The organism is Butyrivibrio sp. WCE2006, assembly GCF_000701985.1.
Lineage (GTDB): Bacteria > Bacillota > Clostridia > Lachnospirales > Lachnospiraceae > Butyrivibrio.
In genome coordinates, this window is the sequence record NZ_JNKH01000010.1 from 76354 (window position 1) to 102853 (window position 26500).

General features: G+C 41.1%; 20 protein-coding genes. 19 read left to right on the forward strand and 1 reads right to left on the reverse strand.

All coding sequences use genetic code 11. The features are described from left to right. Positions 1 to 214 precede the first annotated feature (214 nt). The 5 genes from T501_RS08930 (at position 215) to radA (ending at position 7021) form a co-directional block, all read left to right on the forward strand. Entirely contained in the window at positions 215 to 1633 is a 1419-nt protein-coding gene (locus T501_RS08930; RefSeq protein ID WP_044914373.1) for an SH3 domain-containing protein, read from the forward strand. Positions 1634 to 1830: 197 nt separating this feature from the next. Continuing rightward, positions 1831 to 2202, forward strand: coding sequence for a GntR family transcriptional regulator (locus T501_RS08935; protein WP_026511181.1), 372 nt, complete (start codon positions 1831 to 1833; stop codon positions 2200 to 2202). 55 nt (positions 2203 to 2257) lie between these two features. Continuing rightward, complete coding sequence (locus T501_RS08940; RefSeq protein WP_044914374.1) at positions 2258 to 4846, forward strand: ATP-dependent Clp protease ATP-binding subunit; 2589 nt, start codon at positions 2258 to 2260, stop codon at positions 4844 to 4846. Between the two features lie 117 nt (positions 4847 to 4963). Next, positions 4964 to 5371, forward strand: coding sequence for a hypothetical protein (locus T501_RS08945; RefSeq protein ID WP_026511179.1), 408 nt, complete (start codon positions 4964 to 4966; stop codon positions 5369 to 5371). Positions 5372 to 5629: 258 nt separating this feature from the next. Next, positions 5630 to 7021, forward strand: coding sequence for a DNA repair protein RadA (gene radA / locus T501_RS08950; protein ID WP_044914375.1), 1392 nt, complete (start codon positions 5630 to 5632; stop codon positions 7019 to 7021). A gap of 246 nt (positions 7022 to 7267) precedes the next feature. Here radA and T501_RS08955 read toward each other — a convergent pair whose 3' ends face one another. Beyond that, on the reverse strand, positions 7268 to 8116 hold the full coding sequence (locus tag T501_RS08955) for a hypothetical protein (protein WP_044914376.1): 849 nt from the start codon (positions 8114 to 8116) through the stop codon (positions 7268 to 7270). Positions 8117 to 8462: 346 nt separating this feature from the next. On the opposite strand from T501_RS08955, the gene T501_RS08960 reads away from it, so the two are divergent. From T501_RS08960 to T501_RS09025, 14 genes are all read left to right on the forward strand, one after another. Beyond that, positions 8463 to 9671, forward strand: a complete 1209-nt coding sequence (locus T501_RS08960) for an ABC transporter substrate-binding protein (protein ID WP_026511177.1) — start codon at positions 8463 to 8465, stop codon at positions 9669 to 9671. Positions 9672 to 9844: 173 nt separating this feature from the next. Continuing rightward, positions 9845 to 10729: a branched-chain amino acid ABC transporter permease gene (locus tag T501_RS08965; protein ID WP_044914377.1), complete on the forward strand. Its 885-nt coding sequence runs from the start codon at positions 9845 to 9847 to the stop codon at positions 10727 to 10729. A 4-nt stretch (positions 10730 to 10733) separates the two neighbouring features. Beyond that, positions 10734 to 11771 (forward strand): branched-chain amino acid ABC transporter permease, encoded by a 1038-nt coding sequence (locus T501_RS08970; protein WP_026511175.1) that lies wholly within the window; start codon positions 10734 to 10736, stop codon positions 11769 to 11771. A gap of 3 nt (positions 11772 to 11774) precedes the next feature. Continuing rightward, positions 11775 to 12533, forward strand: coding sequence for an ABC transporter ATP-binding protein (locus T501_RS08975; RefSeq protein WP_026511174.1), 759 nt, complete (start codon positions 11775 to 11777; stop codon positions 12531 to 12533). Between the two features lie 24 nt (positions 12534 to 12557). After that, positions 12558 to 13268 carry an ABC transporter ATP-binding protein gene (locus T501_RS08980; RefSeq protein ID WP_026511173.1) on the forward strand — a complete coding sequence of 237 codons (711 nt, stop codon included), beginning with the start codon at positions 12558 to 12560 and terminating at the stop codon, positions 13266 to 13268. 22 nt (positions 13269 to 13290) lie between these two features. After that, complete coding sequence (locus T501_RS08985; protein WP_026511172.1) at positions 13291 to 13935, forward strand: cytidylate kinase-like family protein; 645 nt, start codon at positions 13291 to 13293, stop codon at positions 13933 to 13935. A gap of 168 nt (positions 13936 to 14103) precedes the next feature. Then, on the forward strand, positions 14104 to 16158 hold the full coding sequence (locus tag T501_RS08990; protein WP_044914378.1) for a hybrid sensor histidine kinase/response regulator: 2055 nt from the start codon (positions 14104 to 14106) through the stop codon (positions 16156 to 16158). Continuing rightward, positions 16155 to 19538, forward strand: coding sequence for a DegV family protein (locus tag T501_RS08995; RefSeq protein WP_050008224.1), 3384 nt, complete (start codon positions 16155 to 16157; stop codon positions 19536 to 19538). Before T501_RS08990 ends, T501_RS08995 begins: the two co-directional genes overlap by 4 nt. A 100-nt stretch (positions 19539 to 19638) precedes the next feature. Then, complete coding sequence (locus tag T501_RS09000; protein WP_044914380.1) at positions 19639 to 20397, forward strand: response regulator; 759 nt, start codon at positions 19639 to 19641, stop codon at positions 20395 to 20397. 140 nt (positions 20398 to 20537) lie between these two features. Next, positions 20538 to 22262: a two-component system response regulator gene (locus tag T501_RS09005; protein ID WP_044914382.1), complete on the forward strand. Its 1725-nt coding sequence runs from the start codon at positions 20538 to 20540 to the stop codon at positions 22260 to 22262. A gap of 52 nt (positions 22263 to 22314) precedes the next feature. After that, positions 22315 to 22659, forward strand: coding sequence for an Hpt domain-containing protein (locus T501_RS09010; RefSeq protein WP_050008225.1), 345 nt, complete (start codon positions 22315 to 22317; stop codon positions 22657 to 22659). A 25-nt stretch (positions 22660 to 22684) separates the two neighbouring features. Then, positions 22685 to 23446, forward strand: coding sequence for a response regulator (locus tag T501_RS09015; RefSeq protein ID WP_044914384.1), 762 nt, complete (start codon positions 22685 to 22687; stop codon positions 23444 to 23446). Between the two features lie 35 nt (positions 23447 to 23481). After that, positions 23482 to 24045 (forward strand): TetR/AcrR family transcriptional regulator, encoded by a 564-nt coding sequence (locus tag T501_RS09020; protein WP_044914386.1) that lies wholly within the window; start codon positions 23482 to 23484, stop codon positions 24043 to 24045. Continuing rightward, entirely contained in the window at positions 24042 to 26489 is a 2448-nt protein-coding gene (locus T501_RS09025) for an alpha-galactosidase (protein WP_044914388.1), read from the forward strand. The genes T501_RS09020 and T501_RS09025 overlap by 4 nt, the downstream gene beginning before the upstream one ends. The last annotated feature ends 11 nt before the right edge of the window (positions 26490 to 26500 follow it).

Genomic DNA, 26500 nt, shown 5'->3' on the forward strand with positions numbered 1-26500 from the left:
GAGGTATTGTCGAGCTTAGTGGAGCTTGCATGAGCAGAGCACAGGGCCAGGTGATTTTGTAATATATGACTGCAAAATATCCTTTGGTGGATGAAAATATAGTGGCTTTGTGGTATACTAGCACCAAATGTTGAGTTGTAATTATCAGCAGACAGAAATATTTTGTGCATTGGATTTAAAAAAATAATGCACTTGCAACCGGAGGTATTAAGGTATGATGAGTAGGAAAATTGGGAAAAGTGCCATATATGCGGCATCTATAATGACTGCCGGTGTATTGGCTTTTGGACAGCCCATCGTAGCACTGGCTGCTACAGGTACCGTAACATCATCAAATGTTAAGGTCAGATCAGAAGCGAGCACATCTTCCCAGCAGGTATCAAGTCTTGATTCGGGGGACAAGGTTGATATTATTGATGAGACTACAGATTCGCAAGGATATGTGTGGTACAGAATTTATGTAAATGGGAATGAATACGGATATATCAGAAGTGACCTTGTTTCGAAATCAGGTGAGACCAAGAGTACTGATGCCGGTACAGCAAGTGCATCACTTCCTGAGACACAGGTTACAGCTGTTGCTGAACAGGCTGCTACGGTTTCTGTAGAAAGTGCTAATGTAAGATCAGGTGCAGGCACAGGATATACTACTGTCGGAACCGTTAAAAACGGGGATGGCGTTACTGTTACAGGAGAAGCACAGGGAACTGATTCCAAGAAATGGTATCAGATAAAGTTTGGTGAGAGCGGAAGAGCAGGATTTGTAAGAGCTGACCTTTTGACAATGGGTGCTCCTGCTGCAGAAGCACCTGCAGATGACCCTCAGGGTGAGAGCGGAGAGATGGCTCCCACTGAAGGTGAACAGCCTGTAGAAGGCGAAGCAGTTGAAGGACAGCCTGCAGAGGGTGAACAGCCCGCAGAGCAGCCTGCAGCTAATCCTGTGGATGTAGGTAACGGTGAGTTTTCGCTTGCTTATAAGGATGACGGAACCGGCAATCAGGTTTGGTATCTCTATGATAACGTTGAGAGTACACAGGTTAAGCTCGGTGATCTTTTAGATTATGCCAAGGCAGGTCAGCAGGCTAATGCACTTCAGGAGCAGGTAGGCAAGCTTAAAGGTGCTCTTATCGGAATGGCAGTAGTTATCGCAATTCTGGTACTTGGTATTCTTCTCCTTGTTTATAAGCTTCGTGATGCTATGTATTACGAGGATGAGGAAGAAGAAGCTGCACCTCAGAAGAAGAACAAGTACGATGATCTTCCGAAGCAGAAGCCTGCTAAGAGATTCTTTGATAAGGACGAAAATGATGAGCCCAAGTCTCTTGGAAGAACAGTAGCTGACAGCAAGAGAACAACTTCACCCAGAAGGAATGCTCCTATGGGTTCTGCTGCATCTCTTCTTCAGGATGACAAGCCGGCAAGAAGACCTATAACTCCAGAGAGACCTGAGAGATCAGAGCGAGTAAGCAGAGCAGAGAGACCTGAGAGAGTAGCTCCTTCACGTGAGAGAAATGATGCTCCCAGACAGGTAACTCCACAGGCTCCTACAGGACGTAAGTCCCGCAACTTCCTTCTTGATGATGAGGATTTTGAATTTGAATTCCTTGATCTGGATGATGAAGATCGTAACTAAGTATTTAATATTTATAGAGTTTGGTATGACCGCGCAGCTTTTGTTGCGCGGTCTTTTTACTTACAACTCTTTATTTAGTTTGAAGAGAGCACTTAGCAAGCTTTTTCACGATTTAAGTGGATTTTTTCTTATAGATTCCTATTTGACAACCTGGCATCCTTTGTTATACTAGACGTATCACAGGAAAGGAGACTGCCATGGTAATTGAAATTGATTTTAACAGTGACGAGGCTTTATATGTTCAGCTGTGCAATCAGATCATAATGGGAATTGCCACGTCTCAGTTCCGGGAGGGAGAACAGCTCCCAAGTGTCAGGCAGCTGGCTGAGATGATCGGCATTAATATGCATACGGTCAATAAGGCTTACTCCATTTTACAGCAGGAGGGCTTTGTTAAGATTGACAGGAGAAGAGGTGCTATAATAGCTATTGATCTAAACAAGCTGGAGGCACTGGATGAGGCACACGATATGTTGAGCGTGGTTTTGGCGAGAGCCATGTGTAAAGGTGTGACTAAGAATGAAATACATGAACTCGTAGATAATATCTATAGTGACTACGGGCTGTGATGAACAAATACTTTTTCGCAGGTAATATGGAAAATATGCGAAGAAAGGAGCCTACTTGAGTAAAGAATATACAGAGAAAGCGCAGGAAGCGCTGAAGCTCGCAAGAAAAACCGCAAGGACCTTAAAGCTCAATTATGTTGGAACTGAGCATCTTTTGATGGGCCTTATAAAAACTGAAGGCTGCGTAGCTTCAAGAATACTTATTGATAATGGAATTAATGAGGATAAGATGATGGATGTCATCAGAGACCTCATTGTAGAAGGCGGTAATCTTACACTTCTTGATAAAGAGGGATTTTCTCCAAGAGCTGAGAATGTCCTTAATGAAGCTGCAAGACAGGCTGACAGATTCCGTGCTGAGAAGATTGGAACTGAGCATATACTTCTTGCACTTATCAAGGAAGGGGAGAATGTTGCTGTACGTCTTATAGGAACTATGAATGTTTCTATTCAGAAGATTTATGCAGAGACATTGTCCGCCATGGGCGAGGATGTGAACCTGGTTAAGGAAGACCTTGGAAGAAAGAAGAACGCCAATAAAAAGGCATCCATGCTTGACCAGTACAGTCGTGACCTTACGGCACTGGCTGCTGATAACAAGCTTGATCCAATTATCGGAAGAGATAATGAGATTCAGCGTGTGATTCAGATACTTAGCCGCAGAACCAAGAATAATCCGTGCCTTATAGGTGAGCCTGGTGTAGGTAAGACAGCAGTAGTGGAGGGCCTTGCCCAGAGAATCATTTCAGGAGATGTGCCTTTTACTGTTCAGAATAAGAGACTTCTGACTTTGGATCTGTCAGGTATGATCGCTGGATCAAAATATCGTGGAGAATTTGAGGAACGTATTAAGCGTGTCATCAGAGAAGTCATAGATGACGGCAATATAATTCTTTTTGTTGATGAGATGCATACCCTTATCGGTGCCGGTGGTGCAGAGGGTGCGATCGATGCTTCCAATATCCTTAAGCCCTCACTTGCAAGAGGCGAGATCCAGATGATTGGTGCAACAACCATCACTGAATATCGCAAGTATGTTGAGAAGGACGCTGCTCTTGAGAGACGTTTCCAGCCGGTTAGCGTTGAGGAACCGGACAGAGATGAGACTCTTGCTATCCTTAACGGAATTGTCGGAAAATATGAAGAGCATCATCATGTAAAGATCACTCCTGAAGCTATTCAGGCAGCGGTTGATCTCAGCAGTCGTTACATAAATGACAGAAATCTCCCGGATAAAGCAATTGACCTTATAGATGAGGCTTCATCAGCAGTAAGACTTCGTCTCACGGGTTCATCAGCTGCCATTCGCCAGATGGAGCAGGACATCAGAGAGATGGATGGCAGGATTGAAGAACTTCTTGCTAAGGAAGATTTTGCCGGAGCCGGAGAGGTTCACCGCGAGCAGGAAGCACTTATTAAGAAGTTCAATCGTAAGAAGGCTGCGGAGGATAAGAAAGAGAAAAACGCAGATTATGTAGTTACTGAGAATGATATAGCTGAAGTAGTGGCTATGTGGACCAAGATTCCTGTTAAGAAGATCGCAGAGAAAGAGTCTGAGAGACTTCTTAAGCTTGAAAAGATACTTCATCAGAGAGTTATCGGACAGGAGGATGCAGTTGTTGCTGTTTCCAAGGCTATCAGAAGAGGAAGAGTAGGTCTTCAGGATCCAAACAGACCTATTGGATCATTCCTTTTCCTTGGTCCTACAGGTGTTGGTAAAACAGAACTTTCCAAGGCACTTGCTGAAGCTATGTTTGGCGATGAGAATGCCCTTATAAGAGTTGATATGTCTGAGTATATGGAAGGTCACTCCGTATCCAAGATGATCGGATCACCTCCGGGATATGTAGGCTATGATGAGGGCGGTCAGCTCAGTGAAAAGGTAAGACGCCATCCTTATTCTGTAATTTTGTTTGATGAGATTGAAAAAGCTCATCCTGATATATTCAACGTACTTTTGCAGGTGCTTGATGATGGACATATTACAGATGCAAAGGGTAGAAAGGTAAGCTTTAAAAACACTATTCTCATAATGACATCAAACGTTGGTGCTCAGAGAATCATTGAGCCTAAGAAACTTGGCTTTGATACCGCATCTGATGCGAAGAAGGATTACGAGCACATGAAGAGCGGCGTAATGGAAGAGGTTAAGCGCCTCTTTAAGCCGGAATTCATTAACCGTATCGATGAGATCATGGTATTCCATCCGCTTAATAACGATGAGATGATGGAGATTGTGACTCTTCTTAGCAAGAATCTTGCAAAGAGATGCAAGGAACAGCTTGATATCAACCTTACCATGACTCAGGCTGTGAAGGAATTCCTGGTTAAGAAATACTCTGATGCCAAGATGGGTGCAAGACCGCTTAAGAGGGCGATACAGTCAGTTATTGAAGATGCTATGGCTGAGGAGCTTCTGAAGGGTAATATTAAACGTGACGGCAATGTCACAATTGGCATCAAGGATGACAAGGTTGTTTTTTCACAGAAGGGTGGAATTGACAACGCAGATAAGAAATCCTCAGAGAAGAAATCTTCCGGGAAGGCTGGTGCCAAGAAACAGACCACCCGTAAAACTGCCTCTAAGAAACAGGCAACCGGGAAAACTACTGCCAAGAAATCAGTATCCAAAAAATCGAAATGATTCATAAAGTTTTAATAAAAAAAATGAGTAGGATGCTATATAATTAAAGCAGTAAAAATACTTTGTACAATTATTCTGTTATATTTATAAACAGAATAATCAAATAGGAGGTAGAAAATGGCTGTCGTAGAACAGTTACTGAGAGCGGAATCTGATGGGACTATAAGCTTTGGTAATTATGAATTACCTGAAAAGAACAAGCTTGATAACTTCAAACATGAAGGAAACATTTTGAAGGTCAAGACATTTAAGGACATTACCAAGCTGGAACAAAATGAGATGTTCCTCTATGAATCAGTGCCGGGGACAACAGTTACACACTTTAGAGAAAGTGATTCAGGCGTAGCCTTTGAGGTTGAAGGACCGGGAGATGCACAGATTACAGTTGGTCTTGAAGAGAATGCAGAGTATCACGTACTCGTGGATGGCAAGAATATCGGGCCGATGAAAACAGGAGTCGGTGGAAAGCTTAGCTTGAGCGTACCGCTTGGAACTGCTCCATCAAAAGTAGAAATTCATAAATAAATACAAATGATAAAAAGGGCTGCTTGTCAGCCCTTTTACTTTGATAATAAACGACATTAGGAATTGCCGTTGAGCATTAAATGAATTATATGTGAGCATGCAATGAAGATGAGCAAAAATGAATAATATGGGACCAGAAATTGAAGATAAGCAATAAATGAATTATGTAGGAACTGGTTAACGTTAGTGTATATTTTTTGGAGCTTACGGTATCCATATCTGGCCGGAAGAATGCGTTAAAAGGGGAGTACCAAAATAATGGCAACAAAGATAAAAACAGTATTTTATTGTCAGAACTGTGGCTATGAATCTGCAAAGTGGATGGGGCAGTGTCCCGGTTGCAGGGAGTGGAATACGTTTGTAGAGGAGACAATAAAGCCCTCTGTAACCGGAAAATCAAGCAAGAAATCATCAATATCCGGAGTAGTAGGTGGAGAGCCTCAGACCAAGCCCATGAAGTTCTCAGAAATAACATTAAATGAAGAGGACAGATATGATACGCACATAGGAGAACTTAACAGAGTCCTTGGGGGTGGTCTTGTTAAGGGTTCGCTTACCCTTGTGGGAGGAGATCCGGGAATAGGTAAGTCAACACTTCTTCTTCAGACCGCAAGACTCCTTGCTGCAGATAAGAAGAAAGTCCTTTATATTTCAGGTGAGGAATCGCTTCAACAGATAAAGCTAAGAGCAAACAGAATAGGTGATTTTTCTGATGATATGAATTTATTCTGCGAGACTGATCTTGGCACAATAGAGGAAGTGATAAGAAGGCATTCACCTGAGATAGTTATAATAGATTCAATTCAGACCATGTTTAATGAGAATGTCAGCTCCGCACCCGGAAGCGTATCCCAGGTAAGGGAGTCCACCGCTGTCCTTATGAGAATCGCGAAGCAACTTGGAATTTCAGTTTTCATCGTTGGACACGTAACTAAAGAGGGCACCGTTGCAGGACCAAGAGTGCTTGAACACATGGTAGACACTGTTCTTTATTTTGAAGGTGACAGACATGCATCCTACAGAATTCTTCGAGCAGTAAAAAACCGATTTGGATCTACCAATGAGATAGGTGTCTTTGAAATGCGACAGGAGGGGCTGATCGAGGTCGAGAATCCCTCGGAATTTATGCTTGAGGGAAAGCCTGAGAATGCCAGCGGTTCAATCGTGACCTGTTCTGTGGAAGGAACAAGACCAATCCTTATAGAAATTCAGGCGTTGGTCAGCCATACTAATTTCAATTTTCCGAGAAGACAGGCCAACGGAACTGATTACAACAGAGTAAATCTTCTTATGGCAGTGCTTGAAAAGCGTGTAGGACTGGAACTTTCTTCATATGACTGCTATATAAATCTTGCAGGTGGAATGAAGCTAATAGAGCCGGCCCTGGATCTTTCGATGTGCATGGCAATAGTATCAAGTTTTAGAAACAGACCTATTCCTGATGATCTTATCGCTTTTGGTGAAGTTGGTCTTTCAGGAGAAGTCCGTTCTGTAAACATGCCTGATGTCCGTGTTTCTGAAGCAGCAAGACTTGGCTTTAAGACCTGTATAGTTCCCAAAAGTGCAGAAGCAAAGCTTAAGGGAGCCTTTAAGGATATTAAGATTATAGGAGTTTCAACAATTCAGGAAGCTGTCGCCATGATCAGATAAAACTGCAAGTGCTTGTTTGTTAAAATGGGTTTGACTTTGCGGTAAAAGTTATCGTTATTTCGTTTTTGTTCAGTCTGAAAGGATATTTCCTTAATATTGACTTACTTTTTCTAGCATAAAGTGAGCTTTTGCAAAAGATATTTCAAAAAAAATGGAGTCAATTTGCGAAGATTACACAAGTTGACTCCAATTGCCCCTAAAATCTAAAGCAGCTATACTACTCAGGTTCATTAGACGATTGATCACTTAATCTGTGCTTTCTTCAGGATTCCCAACGATAGTGAATTCAATGGCAGGGAGGCTGTCTCTCTCAGACAAAAGAGCTTCAAATTCCTCCTGACCTCCTACAAAATCATCTGACACACGAGGTGTATCGTCCTTCCTTGTAAATCCTCCATATGTGCCATCGAAATTATCATAGATGTAGTCCTTCTGCATGATTAACGGAACGCCATTATCATTTGAAGTAAGGAAATATGTCTGATAGGTGTGATTATCACCGCCGTAAATAATGTTGTTCTCATCAACTCTCAGAGGGAAGGAACTTCCATTTCCTGAAACGACGCCAAGGAAACGAACCTGGTCACCGTCAACTGCATAAATTGAAGCATCATCTGTGGTATTATCAGCGAGGAAAACATTATCAGCGACTGCGAGTAATTCTTCATCGGAACCATAAGCCTTTACAGTTGCATAGCCCTGGCCGTCCTGAAGATATGAGATAGCTTCATCAAAGTCCTTGAATTTGACTTTGCCGCATTGATTCTGCAGAAAATCTGCAGGAACATCAGATTGATCCACATCTGTTAATTCTTCCAGGTTCTCAGATTCCTCTGTGGTTTCAGCTCCTTCTACGTTCTCAGATGCTGCTGAATCATTAGTTTCGTCTGCATTTTCAGATGTTGATGTGTTTTTAGTTTCTTGCGTATTCTCAGATGATTCTGAGTCTTCAGATTCTTCCATACTTTCGGAAGCTTCTGCGCTTTCAGATTTTTCTGCAGATGCTGCCTGGCTACTACCGGCAGCTCCGCAACCGGTCGCAAGAAGACCGGCTGTTACACTCATCAGTAACAACTTCACAATTCTTTTTTTCAAAACAATACCCTCCTACATAAGAAAAAATAGTGTCGGACAAAACTATAAGGTTTTGTCCATAATCAATATCAGACAAAACTATTAGCTTTTGCCTAAAATCAATATCAGACTAAATTATAAACATTTTCTATCAGAATTACAAAACAATATTTAGTCTAAAAATAATAAAGTGATTTTTTAAATTGGTTGACAATAAGACTTTAATACTGTAAAGTCTTAAATAACATAAATCCGCACGATGGATTTTAGGGAGCCATCATGACGAAATCATGATTTGGAATGGTTCCGACCGAAAGGGCAGGATTACGAAGTAATCGTGCCAATACGATTTTAAGGAGGAGAAATTATGAAGAAGCTTAAAAGTATTGTTAGTCTTATGGCGGCATCTGCACTTCTTGCAGGAACAATAGCAGGCTGCGGAGGCAATGCAAATGGAGGCGCTGCAGGAGCTGATACTGCTTCTGACGCACAGGGTACTGAGAGTGCAGGAGGAGTATTTAAGATTGGTGCTATCGGACCTCTTACCGGTGGTGCGGCTGCATATGGTAATGCAGTTTGTAACGCTGCAGAGCTTGCTGTTGCAGAGATTAATGCTGCTGGCGGTATCAATGGATATCAGGTTGAATACAGCAAGGAAGATGATGAACTTAACGCAGAGAAATCTGTAAACGCTTACAATACACTTAAGGACTGGGGTATGCAGGTTCTTGTAGGTTCAACAACAAGTGCATGCTCAATTGCAGTTTCCGAGTATACAAAAGAGGACAACATGTTCCAGATCACACCGTCAGGTTCAGCTGTTGACTGTGTAAAATACGACAACGTTTTCCGTGTATGCTTTTCAGATCCTAACCAGGGTATCGCTTCTGCTCAGTATATAAATGATCACAATCTTGCTACTAAGGTTGGTATCATCTATGACAGCTCAGATGTATATTCAAGCGGAATTTATCAGAAGTTTGTTGAAGAGTCAAACGGTAAAAACTATGAAGTAGTTTCTGCAGAGGCATTTACAGCAGATAACAACACAGACTTCTCTGTACAGCTTCAGAAGGCTAAGGATGCAGGTGCTGATCTTGTGTTCCTTCCTATATACTATAAGGATGCTTCACTTATTCTTACACAGGCTGACACAATGGGTTACAAGCCGGTATTCTTCGGTGTTGATGGTATGGATGGTATCCTTACAGTTGAGAATTTTGATACATCACTTGCTGAGGGACTTATGCTTCTTACACCTTTCGCAGCTGATGCGACAGATGATCTTACAGTTAATTTTGTTAAGAACTATCAGGAAAAGTATGGTGAGGTTCCTAACCAGTTTGCAGCTGATGCTTATGATGCAGTATTCATCATCAAGCAGGCTATTGAAGCAAAAGGACTGACTCCTGATACAAGCACAAGCGACATCTGCGAAGCACTCAAGAGTGCCATGACAGAGATCGAGGCATCAGGTCTTACATCTGCTAAGATGAGCTGGGAAGCAAACGGTGAGCCTAACAAAGAGCCTAAGGCTGTTGTTATCAAGGACGGCGCTTACGTATCAGCTGACTGATTTCTATGACTTCTGGAACGCAATAAACAAGGATAAAGCGTTCAATAATCTTTAATATGATTTAAATCGGCGAGGAATGCTGAACACTCAGCGTTCCTCGTTTTTCTCTATACACTATAGGTGACTTAGATGATACAATACAGTGTATAGAAAAGTTTTTTGGAGGAATAATTATGAGCTTTCTAACCTATCTGATAAATGGGCTTAGCCTTGGGAGTATATATGCGATTATCGCCCTTGGCTATACTATGGTTTATGGAATTGCCAAAATGCTGAACTTTGCTCACGGTGATTTCATTATGGTTGGCTGTTACGTTATTTTCACCATATGTTCTACATTAAGTGGGAATACCTTTGTTGGAATAATTGCAGCCATAATCATTTGCACCCTGCTTGGTGTCACCACCGAGAGGATAGCCTACAGACCGCTTAGAGGGGCAGCTTCTCCGCTGGCAGTTCTTATCACTGCTATCGGTGTCAGCTATTTTCTGGAAAATCTCGCACTTCTTATCTTTGGTGCAGATATCAAATCATTTTCATCAGTTGTTAAATGGAATGGCGTAACCTTTGGGGATGGTTCTCTCAGGATACAGGGAGTTACTATTGTGACTATTGCGGTAAGCATCGTGATTCTTATAGCCCTTCAGCTTTTTATACACAAGACAAAGGAGGGGCAGGCAATGCTTGCAGTTGCTGAGGACAGAGGTGCGGCAACATTGATGGGAATAAATGTAAATAAGACAATTACACTTACTTTTGCAATTGGTTCAGCGCTGGCTGCTGTAGCTGGAGCTCTTCTGTGTTCCGCCTATCCGTCACTTTCACCCTATACCGGAGCAATGCCCGGTATAAAAGCATTCGTTGCAGCTGTACTTGGAGGTATAGGTTCTATTCCCGGAGCGATGATAGGAGGTCTTGTTCTTGGAATAATTGAAATTCTGAGTAAGACATATATCTCATCACAGCTTTCTGATGCGATTGTGTTTGGAATTCTGGTAGTCGTGCTTTTGGTTAAGCCCACAGGAATTCTCGGTAAAAAAATTCAGGAGAAGGTGTAAACAGATGAATAAAAAACGAATGCAGGACCAGCTAATCACATACGGAATAGTGATAGCGGCATATATCATAATGGAGATTTTAATATTAACCGGAAATCTTTCAAGTCACATGAAGGGACTTTTGGTTCCCATGACATACTATGCGGTAATCGCCGTAGCTCTTAATTTGTGTGTAGGTATACTGGGAGAGCTTAGTATCGGACATTGCGGGTTTATGTGTATAGGTGCTTTTTTCAGTGCATTCTTTTCAAAAGTTACTGAGAATATGCTTCCTACTCCCATCAGATTTTTTCTGGCATTTGTAGTGGGCATTGCATTTGCGGCATTGTTCGGATTCCTTATAGGTATTCCGGTTTTGAGACTTCGAGGTGACTATCTGGCGATCGTTACACTTGCCTTTGGTGAGATCATTAAAAACGTAATAAATGCCATCTATCTTGGAGTTGATGCTAACGGACTTCATATGTCTCTTAAGAATTCAATGGAACTTGGGCTTTTACCTGAGGGCGAGATAATAGTAAACGGAGCTATGGGTATTACCGGAACCCCTCACGATTCCAATTTTACAATAGCTGTTATAGTACTTCTGATTTCTCTTTTTGTGGTTCAGAACCTTATAAATTCAAGAGACGGGCGTGCGATTATGGCTGTCCGTGATAACAGCATTGCGGCTGAGGCAACAGGAATAAATGTTACCGGCTATAAAATGATGGCGTTTACTATTTCAGCAGCAATTGCAGGCGCTGCAGGTGTTCTTTTTTCACACAATATCACATCACTTACTGCTGCTTCACAATACTTTGGATACAATGCTTCAATCATGATTCTCGTATATGTGGTTCTTGGCGGTATCGGTAATATCAGAGGTTCAGTCATTGCTGCGGTTATTCTCTACATGCTGCCGGAGCTCTTAAGAGGACTTAATAATTACCGCATGCTTATCTATGCGATAGTTCTGATTGTGATGATGATCTTTAACTGGTCACCTAACGTAATCATATTCAGAAAGATGATTCTTTCAAAATTCAAAAAGAGGAGGTAAGCCATGGCATTACTTGAAGTTAATAACCTTAGTATTTCATTCGGCGGACTCCGTGCAGTGGATGACTTTGGTATTTCAATTGAAAAGGGAGAGCTTTACGGACTGATAGGTCCTAACGGAGCCGGAAAAACTACAGTATTCAATCTTTTGACAGGTGTTTATAAACCAAATGAAGGAAGGATCAGACTTGATGGTAAGGATATAACCAGAGACAACACCATTAAGATAAATCATGCAGGTATAGCAAGAACCTTCCAGAATATCAGATTGTTCCATCAGATGTCAGTTATAGATAATGTTAAAGTGGGACTTACAGAGCGTTTCCGTTACAGCGGACTTGAAGGAGTGCTTCATATCGGAAGATACAGGGCAGTGGAGAAGCAGGTGGATGAAGAGGCTATGAAACTTCTTAAAGTATTTGATCTCGATAAGGAGAGAGATGTTCTTGCAAGTAACCTCCCATATGGTAAGCAGAGGAAGCTGGAAATTGCCAGGGCTATGGCTACGTCACCAAAGCTTCTTCTTCTGGACGAGCCGGCAGCCGGGATGAATCCGAATGAAACTGCAGAACTCATGGATACGATAGCCCTTGTTCGTAAGGAATTTGATATGACCATACTTCTCATAGAACATGATATGAAGCTGGTTTCAGGTATCTGTGAAAAGCTGACGGTATTAAACTTTGGCCGTGTACTGAAGCAGGGTAATACGAAGGAAGTCCTTGCAGACCCTGAAGTAATCACAGCTTATCTTGGAGAATAAAATTTGTATTTATAGGAGCAAAAAATGTCACTACTTGATGTAAAGAGATTAAGCGTCAACTATGGCGTTATCAAGGCATTAAAGGGAATATCTTTTCATGTTGAAAAGGGAGAAATAGTTGCCCTTATCGGTGCAAATGGAGCAGGCAAAACCACAATACTTCACACACTTTCAGGCCTTATAAAGCCTGCTGATGGACAGATAATGTATAACGATACCGATCTTGTCCATACACCCGGGCATAAGATAGTATCACTGGGAATGGCTCATGTGCCGGAAGGGCGTAGAGTTTTTGCCGACATGACGGTATTACAGAATTTGAAAATGGGTGCGTACACAAGAAATGATGCAGCCGAGTTTCAGTCAACTCTGGAAATGGTATACAAGAGATTCCCAAGACTTGAGGAAAGAAAAAACCAGCTGTCCGGAACCCTCTCGGGAGGAGAGCAGCAGATGCTGGCAATGGGCAGAGCGCTCATGTCTCATCCTGATATAATACTTATGGATGAGCCCTCGATGGGACTTTCTCCGATTTTTGTAAATGAGATTTTCAGCATAATTGAGGATGTGAACAAGGACGGAGTTACGGTTCTTCTCGTAGAGCAGAATGCGAAGAAAGCCCTGACAATTGCTGACAGAGCTTATGTACTGGAGACAGGAAGCATCGTAAAAGAAGGAATCGCTGACGAACTTCTAAGCGATGAATCAATCAGAAAAGCATATTTGGGTGAGTAAATCTTAGGGGGAATGGAATATCATGAAAAATATAGTCATCACAATAGCAAGACAGTATGGTAGCGGTGGCCGCACTGTAGGTAAGATGCTAGCAGACGAGCTTGGAATCCACTATTACGACAAGGAACTTTCCAAGGTTGCATCTGAGATAAGTGGAATAAATGAGGGCCTTTTTGTTGATGCTGATGAGAAGGTAAAGAAAAGCTGGAAGAATAAGCTCTCACTTATATCTACAATCTATGATGGCAGCGTTAAAAAGCCGGGAGACTCGGATTTTACATCTGATGAGAACATATTCAGTTATCAGGCGAAGGCAATAAAGATGCTGGCAGAAAAAGGAGAACCCTGCGTTATTGTCGGAAGATGTGCTGATTTTGTATTAAAGGATTATGACAATGCCCTCAGGGTATTTGTTCATGCAGATCACGATTTCCTGATGCAGGAAGCCGGTAAGGTTCAGAGCATGACAGGAAAAGAGCTTGAAAAATTCATTGCTCAGATCGACAAGGCCCGCGCTGATTATTATGAATATCACACAGGGCACAATTGGACAGACGCTCTTAATTATGATCTTTGCCTGGACAGTGGAAAGCTTGGCTTTGCAAAATGCGTTGAAGCTATCAAGGCTTATGCAAAGGTAAGATTTGGAGAGGATTGTTTCGACTGATCTTTTGACACAATAATTATAAGAAAGTCTTTTTTTACCGATAGTTTATAGAAAATTCATCTTTGTAACAGAGTATTCTAATTTTGCGCAAACGAATTCTGATACAATGATATTACATATAGGTTTTTACTGTATATCATTTTTTGTATTACAATAGGTGACTATTTTATGGATAAATTGGGAAGAGACCGTTTTATATTAGTAATAATGTCAATCGGCTGTCTTGGACTTTCTATCGAAAGCGCTATAGAAAGCTGGGAATTCTGGCTGTCTGTTCCCATGATTCTCGGCATTCTTGGGCTTTGGATAATCCATGTCACGCAGATGTTTGAGGCTAATTTCAGAGAAGCCTTTTATTTTATATTTGGCGTAGTTGCTACATTTTTTTATAGCATGCGCATGGCCGGCTTCATAAATATTTCAATTATTATAATTATGATGCTGACCATTTTCTCTCTCCTTAATAAATTCTATATGCTTAATTGCATTCTTGGAGAGTTCTTTTTGATCACGGTATTTCATGTTGTTTTCATTGTGAGTCAAGGCAATTTGAAGGTAAATGTGCAGGATTTGTCAAGGCTGGTTCTACAGATTATGGTAGTGCTCAGCGTTTTCTTTGTTTGCAGACGAAACGTTAAAGGTGTTCTTTTGCTGGAAGAAAGCAAATCAGATAGCGATCAAAAATTAAAAGCCAACCAGGATGATATGGATGATTTCCTGACAAGTATATCCCATGAGCTTCGTACGCCTGTGAATATTATCAATGGAATGTCTGAGCTTATCAGAAAGAGAAATCATGATGAAGAAATAATTGCCATAAATGACGCAGGAGTAAGACTTTCACATCAGATAGAGGATATACAGGATTACATAGAAATTAAGAGAGGAGATGTGATTCTGTCAGAAGATAACTATGAGATAGTATCTCTTATAAATGATATGCTTGAGCGTTTTAAGCAAAAAAATGCTGACAAACAACTGGAACTTATAGTTGATTTTGACCCGAGGATACCTACTCTTTTAAATGGCGATGTTAAAAGGCTCAAAAAGATTTTTATTAAACTGATGGATAATGCGCAAAAGTTTACTGAAGTCGGGGGCATTTATGTAAGAGTGTATTCATCACAAAGGGATTATGGAATAAATCTGATCATTCAGATTACTGACACCGGTATGGGTATGTCCAGAAGGGACATCGCTGCAGTAGCAAAAGGTGCTCATCGGGTAAATAAGAAAAGAACCAGAAGTAGTGGCGGAATCGGGTTGGGGCTTCCTGTTGTTTATGGCTTTGTTCATAAGATGGGAGGCTTTGTTAAGATACAGTCTGCAAAAGGCAGAGGCACCACGGTTCAGATCAGTGTGCCGCAGAGGGTAGTAGATTCTGCTGAATGTATAAAGGTTGATTATACACATATAAGGAATGTGCTTATCTATCTGAGAAATGAAAAATATGAGGTCCCGGAGTTGAGGGACTACTATAAAAATATGGCCCAAAATATTTCTATCGGGCTAAAACTTCCGCTTGTCGTATCAGGCACCTTTGATGAAGCAAAAAGATATATTGAGAGGCTGGATATCTCACATATTTTCATCGGTGAGGAGGAATATCTTGAGTCTAAGGAGTACTTTGATGCAATTGCAGATGATGGTATCGCTGTGGCTGTTGTTGTTCCTTCTGACAGAAAGCCTGAGAAGAGAGGCGGGATAACATTCATGCCCAAGCCTATCTACGGTTATCCAATTGCGAGAATTCTTAATAATGAGCTGCAGGAGTACATTTTCGCAAGCTCTGATAATAATGTAAAAACAGCTTTTGAGGGTGTGAGAACCCTTATAGTTGATGATGAACCGGCTAATCTTATTGTTGCGAAGGCTATTTTTGAAGAATATGGGATGATCACAGATACCGCAGGTGGCGGTGCCGAGGCGATTGAAAAATACAAAAATGGTAATTTTGATTTGATTTTCATGGATCATATGATGCCTGGGATGGACGGCGTTGAATGTATGAAACGCATAAGAACAGATGCTGAAAGAAGCGGCAAACACCCGATGATTATTGTGCTTACCGCAAATACTCTCAGTGGTGCGCAGGAAATGTTTAAAAAGGAGGGATTTGACGGATTTTTGGCAAAACCCATTGATACAAATGAGTTTGAAAGTGTTATGAAGAAAAAACTCCCTGAAAGCCGGATTGGAAAGAAGGGAGGTGATCTGCTGTGAAAATAATAGAGAAGATTAAAGAAGATATTTTCAGTAGCAAAAGATCAAATAATGAACAGACTTTTATTGTCTTTTCTTTAGTAACAACAATAGCGTGTATTTTGACCATCATCGGAGATATCCTGTATAAAGATAATCTGGTTGAAACAGTCATTTTTATTGAGATTGCGGCATTTTTCCCCATCGTATCTTTTTTAACAGTGCATTTGCACAGCGTGGAGATCGGTAAGAAGATTACAGTTGTATGTCTGATATTTTTTATCATACCGGCAATTGTTATTCTGAGAGGTGGAGTAAACGGAGGCGGTGCAGTCTGGATTATCTTTGCGTATCTTTATATTGGAATTGTAATGACCGGTGTCTGGAGGAGAGTGTCGATTGTAGTACTTTCTCTTCTGACCGTAGCTTTGTATGCTGCTTCATATTTTTATCCGGAAATAATCATCGATCATTCGAAGGAAGTTGAAATATATGACACGTGTTTTTCAACGATAACTGTAGGCCTTTTGACATTTTGTCTGGTCTGGTATCAGGTTCGTTTATTAAGAAGAGAAACAGAGTGTGCAAATGAACAGACTAAAAAGGCAGAGGAACTGAATCATTCTCAGAATCGATTCTTTTCCAGTATGAGTCATGAGATCAGGACACCCATAAATACAGTGCTTGGTCTTAATGAGATCATCCTTAGACAGGAGGACGCATCAGAAGAAATTATAAAGGATGCGAAAAATATTCAGGGTGCCGGGAGAATGCTGCTGTCTCTTATAAATGATCTTTTGGATTTTAGCAAGATTGAAGCAGGCAGAATGGATATTGTTCCTGTCAATTATAAAGTTGAAGAAATGATATCTGAAATTGTAAGCATGGTCTGGCTCAAGGCACAGGAAAAAGGCCTTTTATTTACGGTAAATATTGATCCGGGAGTTCCTTCAGAACTCTATGGAGATGAAGTGCGCATCAAGCAGATTCTGATCAATATTCTGAATAATGCGGTCAAATATACCAGTAAGGGTTCAGTATCCCTGCATATTGAGTGTGAAGCCTTAAATGAAAATGAAGTCATTTTGAATATAAGTGTCAGCGATACCGGAATGGGAATCAAACAGGAGGTGATTCCATATCTTTTTGATGCTTTTTCGAGGTTTGATAAGGAAAAGAACAGACAAATAGAAGGAACGGGACTTGGACTGTCCATAGTTAAACAGCTCACTGATCTGATGGGTGGCACTATCACTGTAAACAGTGTTTATGGCCAGGGATCCACCTTCAGTATTTCACTAAAGCAGAGAATTGTTTCATTAGAACCCATAGGCAATATCAATATTGAAAACAGTTTTAATGTTACTGCGGTCAAATATGAGAATAGCTTCACAGCACCTGATGTATCAATCCTTATAGTTGATGACAATGAGATGAACCTTCAGGTTGAGGAAAAGCTTCTTGACGGAACCGGTATGAGCATTGATCTCTCACTTGATGGGAATGATGCTCTGACAAAGACTATAGAGAAAAAATATGATCTTATTTTCATGGATCACCTAATGCCAGAGATGGACGGAATCGTATGCCTTGAAAATATAAGAAGGCAGACAGGAGGTTTGAATAAGGACACACCTATAATTGTTCTCACTGCTAATGCTGGCTCTGACAACAAAGAGCTATATAAAAAGAGCGGGTTTGACGGGTATCTCATTAAACCTGTTTCGGGTAAGCAGCTTGAACAGTGCCTTATAAATAACCTTTCTTCAGAAAAGGTGATCCTAAACGGCAGTGAAGAACAAACCGGTGAAACCATGGACACCGCAAAGGGATATATCAGGAAGAAGCCTATTCTTATTACTACCAGCTCCATGTGTGATCTTCCCGAGACGGTATTAAGTGATCTGCAGGTTGAGCAGCTGCCATTCACCATAAGAACCAGGACCGGAGTATTTTTTGACGGGATAGAAACTGTATCTGATGAGATGATATATTACATAAATACAACCGGAGAAATGGTTAAGACGGAACCTCCTGTAGTTGCAGATTTTACTGAGTTTTTTTCAAGAAAGCTTCTGTCTGCGCAATACGTGATTTATATCGCAATATCAAGCAGCATCAGCGTTGAATATGAGAGGGCTGCGGAGGCAGCAAAAACCTTTGATAATGTAATAGTTATCGACTCACAGCTGTTATCAAGTGCAGTAGGCATGCTGGTGCTTATAGCCTGCAGGCTGGCAGCCCTTAACTATCCTGTAGAAAAGCTTGTGGATGAGCTTTTGGATGTCAGAAAGCAGATAAATTGCGGTTTCATTATCTCGGATGTCAATTTCCTTAAAAAGAAGGGCTTTTTAAATCCTGCAATCAGTCAGTTCATGACTGCTATGGAAATCAGTCCTTCACTTAGAATGAGAAATAATCAGCTTGTTGTAGACAGACTGTTTATGGGAACGATGGAAAACTGCTTTAATAAATTCATTTCAAGAGAATTTTCATCAAGAGTGCGCCCTGATAATGGACTGCTGTTTATAACCTATGCGGATATTCCGGAGGATATGCTGCTTATTATTGAAGAAAAGGTACATGAAAGATTTGCCTTTGATACGGTTATTTTCCAGAAAATGTCTGCAGGTGGTTCATCCAATTGCGGACCGGGAACATTTGGACTTTCTTATCTGTACAATATAAATACCAAATATAATCTTGAAAACTTCTTCAGTTTCGAAGGTAAGCTTATTAAAGCAAGACCCAAGAGAAATGCATCGGCAGTGAGTGCTAAAGCTACCTCTTTGGAGCAGGAAGAAATCAAAAGGGAGGCTAAGTGGTATGAGAACATTGAAGGCATTAACCCTGAAGCAGCTATAAAAAACAGCGGTTCTGAGAAGACCTTAAAGTCAGTACTTAAGGTGTTCTATGAATCCATTCCTGTAAAGTTTTCCGAAATCAAAGAGTATTATGAAAATGAGGACTGGGAGAACTATACGATAAAGGTTCATGCACTAAAGAGCTCCGCAAGACTTGTGGGGGCTCTTGATATAGGTGACAGGGCACAGGAACTGGAGTATGCAGGTAAAGATAATAACATAGAACTGATAAGAGAAAAGACAGAACCTTTGCTCTCAGATTATGAGAAATACAGAGAAATACTTGCGCCATTGTTTGAAGAGAGCAATGAAGATGGACAAAGTAAAGATAAACCTGTGGCAGATATGACTATCATGGAGAGCGTCTATGAAATGATAGGAGAAGCTGCAAAAGCAATGGACGCCGATTCAATAGCAGAGGCGTTCAAAGAGATTGAGGATTATTCAGTCCCTGAATCAGAGAAGGAAAAATTCGAAGCTCTTAAAGAAAAATATGATAATTATGACTATGAAGGAATTGAAGAATTACTGAAGTGACAGGTTTGAGAGGTAGTGTCAAACAGGCTATGAAAACTGTAGATTGTTCTAAGGAATCCACCTGAAGCGGTACCCCTTAGGACCAAAGAGAGGCTATATTATGGAAAGAAAAAGCATTTTGGTCGTAAGTGAAAAGGAAAGTATAATTGTCAGAAGCATAGAGAAGAAGGTATCTGAGCTTAGGTATACACCGATTATGACAAGGGCAACGATCGAGGACGTCGAGAGTAATGTCGAAGAGGCTTCCCTTTTTATTGCATATCTGCCTGATGACGTTACGGATAAATATATGAAATGTCTTTTATATCTTGCTGATAACGCAAGGGACCTGGATAAATGCATTTTTTTGATTGGTGATATCAGATTGAGAGAAATAATAATGTCTCAATTTGTTATTCTGGGAGATAGTGTCAGGTGGTTTAACAGACCCCTTGATATGGATGAGCTGGAGCGCGAGATAAACAGAGCGTTTTCAGATAACGAAAGACATGCTTCCATGAAGAGAATACTTGTCGTAGATGATGATCCCGCCTATGCCAGAATGGTTAAGGAGTGGCTTGATGAAAAGTTCAAGGTGGATGTTGTGACTTCAGGGGCTCAGTGCATTAATTTTCTTAGCAGAAATAAGGTTGATTTGATACTTCTTGATTATGAAATGCCTGTTGTGGACGGACCTAAGGTTCTTCAAATGCTGCGAAGCGAAGCAGGAACTCAAGATATTCCGGTAATTTTCCTTACGGGGGTAAGCAAGAAGGATAGCGTTGCAAAGGTATTAAGCCTTAAGCCGCAGGGTTATATCCTGAAATCTGCCACCAAAGAAGATCTTATAATCAATATCAACAATTTTTTCTTAAAATAACCGCCGGCTTCAGTGCGTAATTCTACAATGGAAACCAAAATTTTCCAAAAGTTTATACAACTTTCATAACTAGTCTGCTCAATTGGAAACTAATTAGTGGTAGAATAGTACCATGTTGATAAGATTCAGGAGATTTTACTATGGTTAACCAACTTGGTGTAAGAAGGAAAATACTCATAGTTGAAGACGAGCCCATCAATAGGAAGATGCTTGAAAACGTCGTAAAAGACAGTTACGAAGTGCTCTTTGCTACAGATGGGTTAAAAACGATTGAAACCATAAGAGAATATAGCGATGAGATTTCTCTTATACTTTTGGACCTTATGATGCCTGATATGGATGGCCTGGAGGTCCTTGAATTCATGAGATCCGACAATGTGTTAAAGAAGATACCGGTTATTGTCTGCACCACTGAGAAGGATTCAGAAGTCAAATGCTTTAAGCTCGGTGCCGTTGATTTTATCTCTAAACCTTTTCAGCATCCTACGGTTATGAGAGCCAGAATCGACAGGGCTATTGAGCTCAGAGAGGGAAGAGGACTGATCCGTGCGACTCAGAATGATGCTCTGACAGGGCTTCTTACCCATGACTTTTTTATGGAGTATTCCCATTTCAGAGATATCCATTACAAGAATTCAGGGATGGATGCAATTGTTTTTAATATTAATAAATTCCATCTGATAAATGAACTTCAGGGCAGGCGAGCAGGGGATGATGTCCTTATTAAAATTTCCCACAGTATAAAGAAAATTGCAAAAAATAAGGGCGGAATCGCAGGCAGAGGAGGAGCTGATGAATTCCTTCTTTATATTCCCAGCGGCTCAGATCCAGGCAGCCTTTTAAAAGAAATAGGAGAAGGCCTTGAGTATATACTGAATAATTCCAAAGTATATCTAAGAATGGGTGTTTACAGAAATGTAAATATGGATCTCACCGTAGAGCATCGGTTTGATAAAGCCAGAGTTGCATGTAACAGCATCCGCGGGAATTACAACATTCAGCTTGCGGTCTATGACGATGACATGCATAAGAAGGAGGCTCTTGATGAGAGGCTGATAAATGATATGCAAAGCGGAATCAGGAACCGGCAGTTCAAGATATATTATCAGCCCAAGTACGCTATTCAGGGAGAGCGGGATTCACTTTACAGCGCAGAAGCCCTTGTGAGATGGGAACATCCTGAGCTGGGACTTTTGAGACCGAATCAATTCATTCCGCTTTTTGAGGATAATGGTCTTATCCACAAGCTCGACCATTATGTCTGGGACGAAGTATCCAAACAGGTCGGGGAGTGGATGGTCAAATATGATATTAAGATTCCTGTGTCGGTAAATGTATCAAGAGTGGATATAGGCGCTCCGAATCTGGATGAAGAAATATTCACGGTGGTACAGAATAACTGGATTTCGCCGGGAATGCTCAACCTGGAGATTACAGAGTCAGCCTATACTGAGAATTCCGAGCAGATCATAAGCGTCGTGAACAAGCTAAGGGAGAGAGGCTTTGCCATTGAGATGGATGACTTTGGAACAGGCTATTCATCACTAAATATGATAACTTCTATTCCTATTGATGTTTTAAAGCTCGATATGCAGTTTGTGAAGAATATCCATGAGGGCAATAAGGACATGAAAATGGTAGAGCTCATGCTTGATATTGCCAGATCCCTTAAAGTCAAGGTGGTTGCTGAGGGAGTCGAGACGCAGGAGCAGTATGACCTGTTGAAGAATGCAGGTTGCGACATCATTCAGGGCTATTACTTTTCCATGCCCTGTGTGACTGAAGATTTTGAAAAGCTTATACAAAATGAAAATGATGAGCTTAGCAAAGAGATTAACGAGGTTTTGGATAATTTGGATTGCTGAATTTTCTTAAGAATCTTCGTTCAGGAAGTACCTAATTCAGAAGGGAGATGCCATGCTTACCATTGATGTTTTAAATGAGTTCGGAGCAGACACCAAAGAGGGACTTGCCAGATGTCTTGATGATGAAGAATTTTATCTGGAGCTTATCCCGGAGGCTCTTGAGAGGGAACGTTATGAGGAACTTCAAAAACTTCTTGATGAAAAGAAACTCTCTGAAGCTTTTGAAGCAGCCCACGCACTTAAAGGAGTGTTGGGGAATCTCGCCCTTACGCCTATTTATGATCCAACCAGCGAAATGACCGAGCTTTTGCGGGCAGGAACTGATATGGACTATACAGATCTTATAACTAAAGTGATTGCACAACGGGACAGACTTGCACAGCTGATTGAATCATAAGGCGGTATGAGAGTTGGAGGAAGAGATGGATAATAAAGTTCTTCTGATAAGTAGCGGGTCAACCTTTATGGTCAATGCTATAAAGAAAAACCTGACAGATGCAGGGCTGGAGGTCATATCCTGTGAACCGAAGGTAAATGAGCTTGAGAAATACAGAAGTGAACCAAATGTATTTCTGTTTTACCTTGGACCATATGTGGATGACATTCCCGAGCCACTGATCTATCTAAGGGACATATGCGTTGAGAATGAAAAGATTCTCTGCATGATCGGCGATGCTTCGGAGTATGACATAATCTTAAAGAGCATACCGGGTGACCTTATCGCGGAAAAATTTGAGAGACCTCTTGATATCAAAAAGGTCACTGAGAGGATACAGGAGCTGTGCCAGCTTAATGACGAATTGTCGAGAAGGAAAAACATTCTGCTTGTTGACGATGATCCGACCTTTTTAAAGCTTGTAAAAAACTGGTTGGACGAAGAGTACAGGGTTACGATAGTCAGCTCCGGAATGCAGGCGATAACATATCTTGCAACCAATACGCCGGATCTGATCCTGCTTGACTATGAAATGCCCGTAACCTCAGGACCTCAGGTTCTTGAAATGATAAGGAGCGAATCAAGTACATCAAGTACCCCTGTTATTTTCCTTACCGGTAAAGGAGATAAGGAAAGCGTTATGAAGGTTGTAGGGCTTAAACCAAATGGTTATCTTTTAAAGTCCATGCCTAAAACAGAACTATTGCAGGCAGTCAGAGACTTTTTTATTGCTAATAAAAAATTGTAATTATGAATTTAAACTATCGTTTTATAGGAGGAAATATGAACGAAACGAAAGTAAAGATACTTGAGACAGTATTAAATGAGTTTAAAGAAAAAGGCTCCAAATTTACCATGGATGACGTTGCCAGCGATCTTCACATGAGTAAAAAAACTATCTATAAGGAGTTCGATGACAAAGAGAAAATATTCGATGCGCTGGTAGATTATTGTTTTGACAATATTAAAGAAAAAGAGGCAGAAATATTTAATGATGATTCTCTCTCTACAATTGAGAAGATTGAGCGTATAATGGTTTGCATGCCTGATAAGTACAGGGATGTGGATTTTCGTAAGGTATTTACCTTAAAGGATAAATATCCCAGGATTTACATAAAGGTTCAGAACAGACTTGAGAATGACTGGGAAGATACGATTATGCTTATTGAGAAAGGTATGAGGGAAGGCGTTATAAGACCTCTTCCGGTATCTGTGATCAAGGCTATGACAGAAGCTTCAATTGAGAGATTCCTTAGTTCAAATGTTATTATTGAAGATAACACCACATATGATGATGTTCTTCAGACTATGATAGATATTTTAATGAGAGGAATTTGCACAAGATGATAATCAGGAAAGACAACATATTTTTACTACAGACAAAAAACAGCAGTTACTTTATGCAGGTGCTTCCGTCGGGGCATATAGAGCATATTCATTACGGAGCATCACTTTTATCAGAGCGTCAGTACGAGGAAATATTGAAGAATGAAGATGAGGAATCCTCTGTACTGTCAGATATGGCAAAGGTTCTTGAGATAAAGCACAAAAATGAAGGCGGAAACATGGTAGTGTATTCCGATGAGACATATCCCATGTGCCTTGAGGTAATGCCCCTTGAAATATCTGGCTTTGGAAAAGGAGACATCAGAGAACCCTTCGTGGAACTGACCCATGCTGACGGAGTTACGACCTGTGATTTTCTCTTTGAAAATGCAGTTATTTCTGACGAAATAACACCCCTGGAGACGCTTCCAAGCTCTTATGATGACGGAATTAAAGACGGCGTTGCCGACATGGGGATTGATACAGTTATCCCGGCTTATATGCAGGATAAGGCGAAGCAGCTTGTAATAACCCTTAAGGAAAGGGAATATGATATCAGACTTAAGCTGATCTACAAGGTATACCCTGAATGCAACACCATCACAAGAAGCAGTAAGCTTATAAATGACAGCAATGAAAAGGTTCGTATAGACAGGCTCATGTCTAATCAGCTGGATTTTCAGCAGACAGGTTTCCAGCTTACCAGTTTCCACGGACGCTGGGCTGATGAGATGGGCAAAACCGAGGTTGTTTGCAGGGCAGGAAAAGTAGTAAACGAAGAGCTTGCAGCAGGTGAGTCAGGCAGCAGAAGCAATCCTTTTACAATGGTAAGCATGCCGGATACCACCGAAACAGCAGGCGATTGTTTTGGATTTAATCTGGTTTACAGTGGAAATCATTACACATCTCTTTCATCTAACGGAACATTTCTTAGCAGATTTGTGAGCGGTATTCAGCCGGTAGGCTTTGAGTGGAATCTTGAGCCTGGAGAGAAGTTTGAAGCTCCCGAGGCAGTAATGACCTACTCAAAGAAGGGCTTTGGCGGAATGAGCCGCAGTATGCATGATTTTGTAAGAAAACATATCGTGCGTGGTAAGTGGAGAGATAAGGAAAGACCAATTCTTATAAATAACTGGGAGGCTACATATTTTAATTTCAATCAGAACAGCCTTCTCAAAATTGCAAAGGAAGCAGCCAAAGCAGGAATAGAGCTTTTTGTACTGGATGATGGCTGGTTTGGACAAAGAAATGACGACCATGCCGGACTTGGTGACTGGTATGTCAACACCAAAAAGCTGCCGGATGGTTTGAAGGGTCTGGCTGAAAAGATAAATGACCTTGGAATGAGCTTCGGACTTTGGGTTGAGCCTGAGATGGTCAATGAAAACTCTGACCTTTACAGAGCACATCCCGAATGGGCAGTAAAGATTCCGGGGCATCATCATTCAGTCGGAAGAACCCAGATAATACTGGATATGTCCAGGACTGATGTACAGGACTATATTATTGATGCCTTGTCAAAAGTCTTTTCATCAGCCAATATTACATACATTAAATGGGATATGAACAGAATTTTCTCTGACAGATATTCTTTGGAACTTCCTGCAGAGAGAATGAAGGAATTCCAGCACAGATATTACATCGGACTTTACAGAGTAATGAAGGTGCTCACAGAGAAGTTCCCTGATATTCTCTTTGAGGGATGCTCCTCAGGAGGAAACAGATTCGACCTGGGAATACTTTCATATTTTCCTCAGATATGGGCAAGTGATGATACTGATGCAGTGTGCCGTATGGACATACAGAGAGGATACAGCTACGGTTATCCTGCAAATACTCAGGGTGCGCATGTGTCTGCTGTTCCTAACCATCAGACACTTCATGTTGTTCCTCTTGAGACCAGATTTTCAGTGGCTGCATTTGGCTGCTTTGGATATGAGCTTAACTTAAGCGAGTTAAGTGATGAGCAGAAAAAGCAGGTAGCAGATCAGGTTGAGTTCTATAAGCAGTGGAGAAAAGTCTTCCAGTTTGGTGATTTTTACAGACTTGATGACTATCGTTTCATGGTGGTATCAAAGGATAAGACTCTGGCAGTTGCTCTCATTTTCCAGAAGGAGAGCAGACCAAACAATGATTATCTGGCACTTAAGACCATGGGACTTGCTGATGATAAGGTTTACGAGGTTGCAAACCGTCAGATCAAGATTAATGTGAAAGCTTTCGGAAGCCTTATAAATACTATGGCCCCGATCCATGTAAAGCAGGACGGAATCCTTCATGGAATAATTGCAAGACACTATAAGATGCATGGAGAAAAGGATGAGGCTATCGCCACCGGAAGTATTCTGAACGGATGCGGAGTTCGTCTTAATCCCGATTACGGCGGAACAGGTTATGGCGAGGATACCCGTATGTTCCGCACAAATGATGCAAGGCTTTATGTCTTTGCAGAATTATGTGAATGATTTTTTTGAGG

Bases quoted from the DNA above. Each gene is read 5' to 3' on its own strand.
- T501_RS08930 (WP_044914373.1), top strand. From the start codon at position 215: ATGATGAGTAGGAAAATTGGGAAAAGTGCCATATATGCGGCATCTATA.
- T501_RS08980 (WP_026511173.1), top strand. From the start codon at position 12,558: ATGTCACTACTTGATGTAAAGAGATTAAGCGTCAACTATGGCGTTATC.
- T501_RS08975 (WP_026511174.1), top strand. From the start codon at position 11,775: ATGGCATTACTTGAAGTTAATAACCTTAGTATTTCATTCGGCGGACTC.
- T501_RS08965 (WP_044914377.1), top strand. From the start codon at position 9,845: ATGAGCTTTCTAACCTATCTGATAAATGGGCTTAGCCTTGGGAGTATA.
- radA (WP_044914375.1), top strand. From the start codon at position 5,630: ATGGCAACAAAGATAAAAACAGTATTTTATTGTCAGAACTGTGGCTAT.
- T501_RS09000 (WP_044914380.1), top strand. From the start codon at position 19,639: ATGGAAAGAAAAAGCATTTTGGTCGTAAGTGAAAAGGAAAGTATAATT.
- T501_RS08960 (WP_026511177.1), top strand. From the start codon at position 8,463: ATGAAGAAGCTTAAAAGTATTGTTAGTCTTATGGCGGCATCTGCACTT.
- T501_RS09015 (WP_044914384.1), top strand. From the start codon at position 22,685: ATGGATAATAAAGTTCTTCTGATAAGTAGCGGGTCAACCTTTATGGTC.
- T501_RS09020 (WP_044914386.1), top strand. From the start codon at position 23,482: ATGAACGAAACGAAAGTAAAGATACTTGAGACAGTATTAAATGAGTTT.
- T501_RS08945 (WP_026511179.1), top strand. From the start codon at position 4,964: ATGGCTGTCGTAGAACAGTTACTGAGAGCGGAATCTGATGGGACTATA.
- T501_RS08970 (WP_026511175.1), top strand. From the start codon at position 10,734: ATGAATAAAAAACGAATGCAGGACCAGCTAATCACATACGGAATAGTG.
- T501_RS09005 (WP_044914382.1), top strand. From the start codon at position 20,538: ATGGTTAACCAACTTGGTGTAAGAAGGAAAATACTCATAGTTGAAGAC.
- T501_RS09010 (WP_050008225.1), top strand. From the start codon at position 22,315: ATGCTTACCATTGATGTTTTAAATGAGTTCGGAGCAGACACCAAAGAG.
- T501_RS08985 (WP_026511172.1), top strand. From the start codon at position 13,291: ATGAAAAATATAGTCATCACAATAGCAAGACAGTATGGTAGCGGTGGC.
- T501_RS08990 (WP_044914378.1), top strand. From the start codon at position 14,104: ATGGATAAATTGGGAAGAGACCGTTTTATATTAGTAATAATGTCAATC.
- T501_RS08935 (WP_026511181.1), top strand. From the start codon at position 1,831: ATGGTAATTGAAATTGATTTTAACAGTGACGAGGCTTTATATGTTCAG.
- T501_RS09025 (WP_044914388.1), top strand. From the start codon at position 24,042: ATGATAATCAGGAAAGACAACATATTTTTACTACAGACAAAAAACAGC.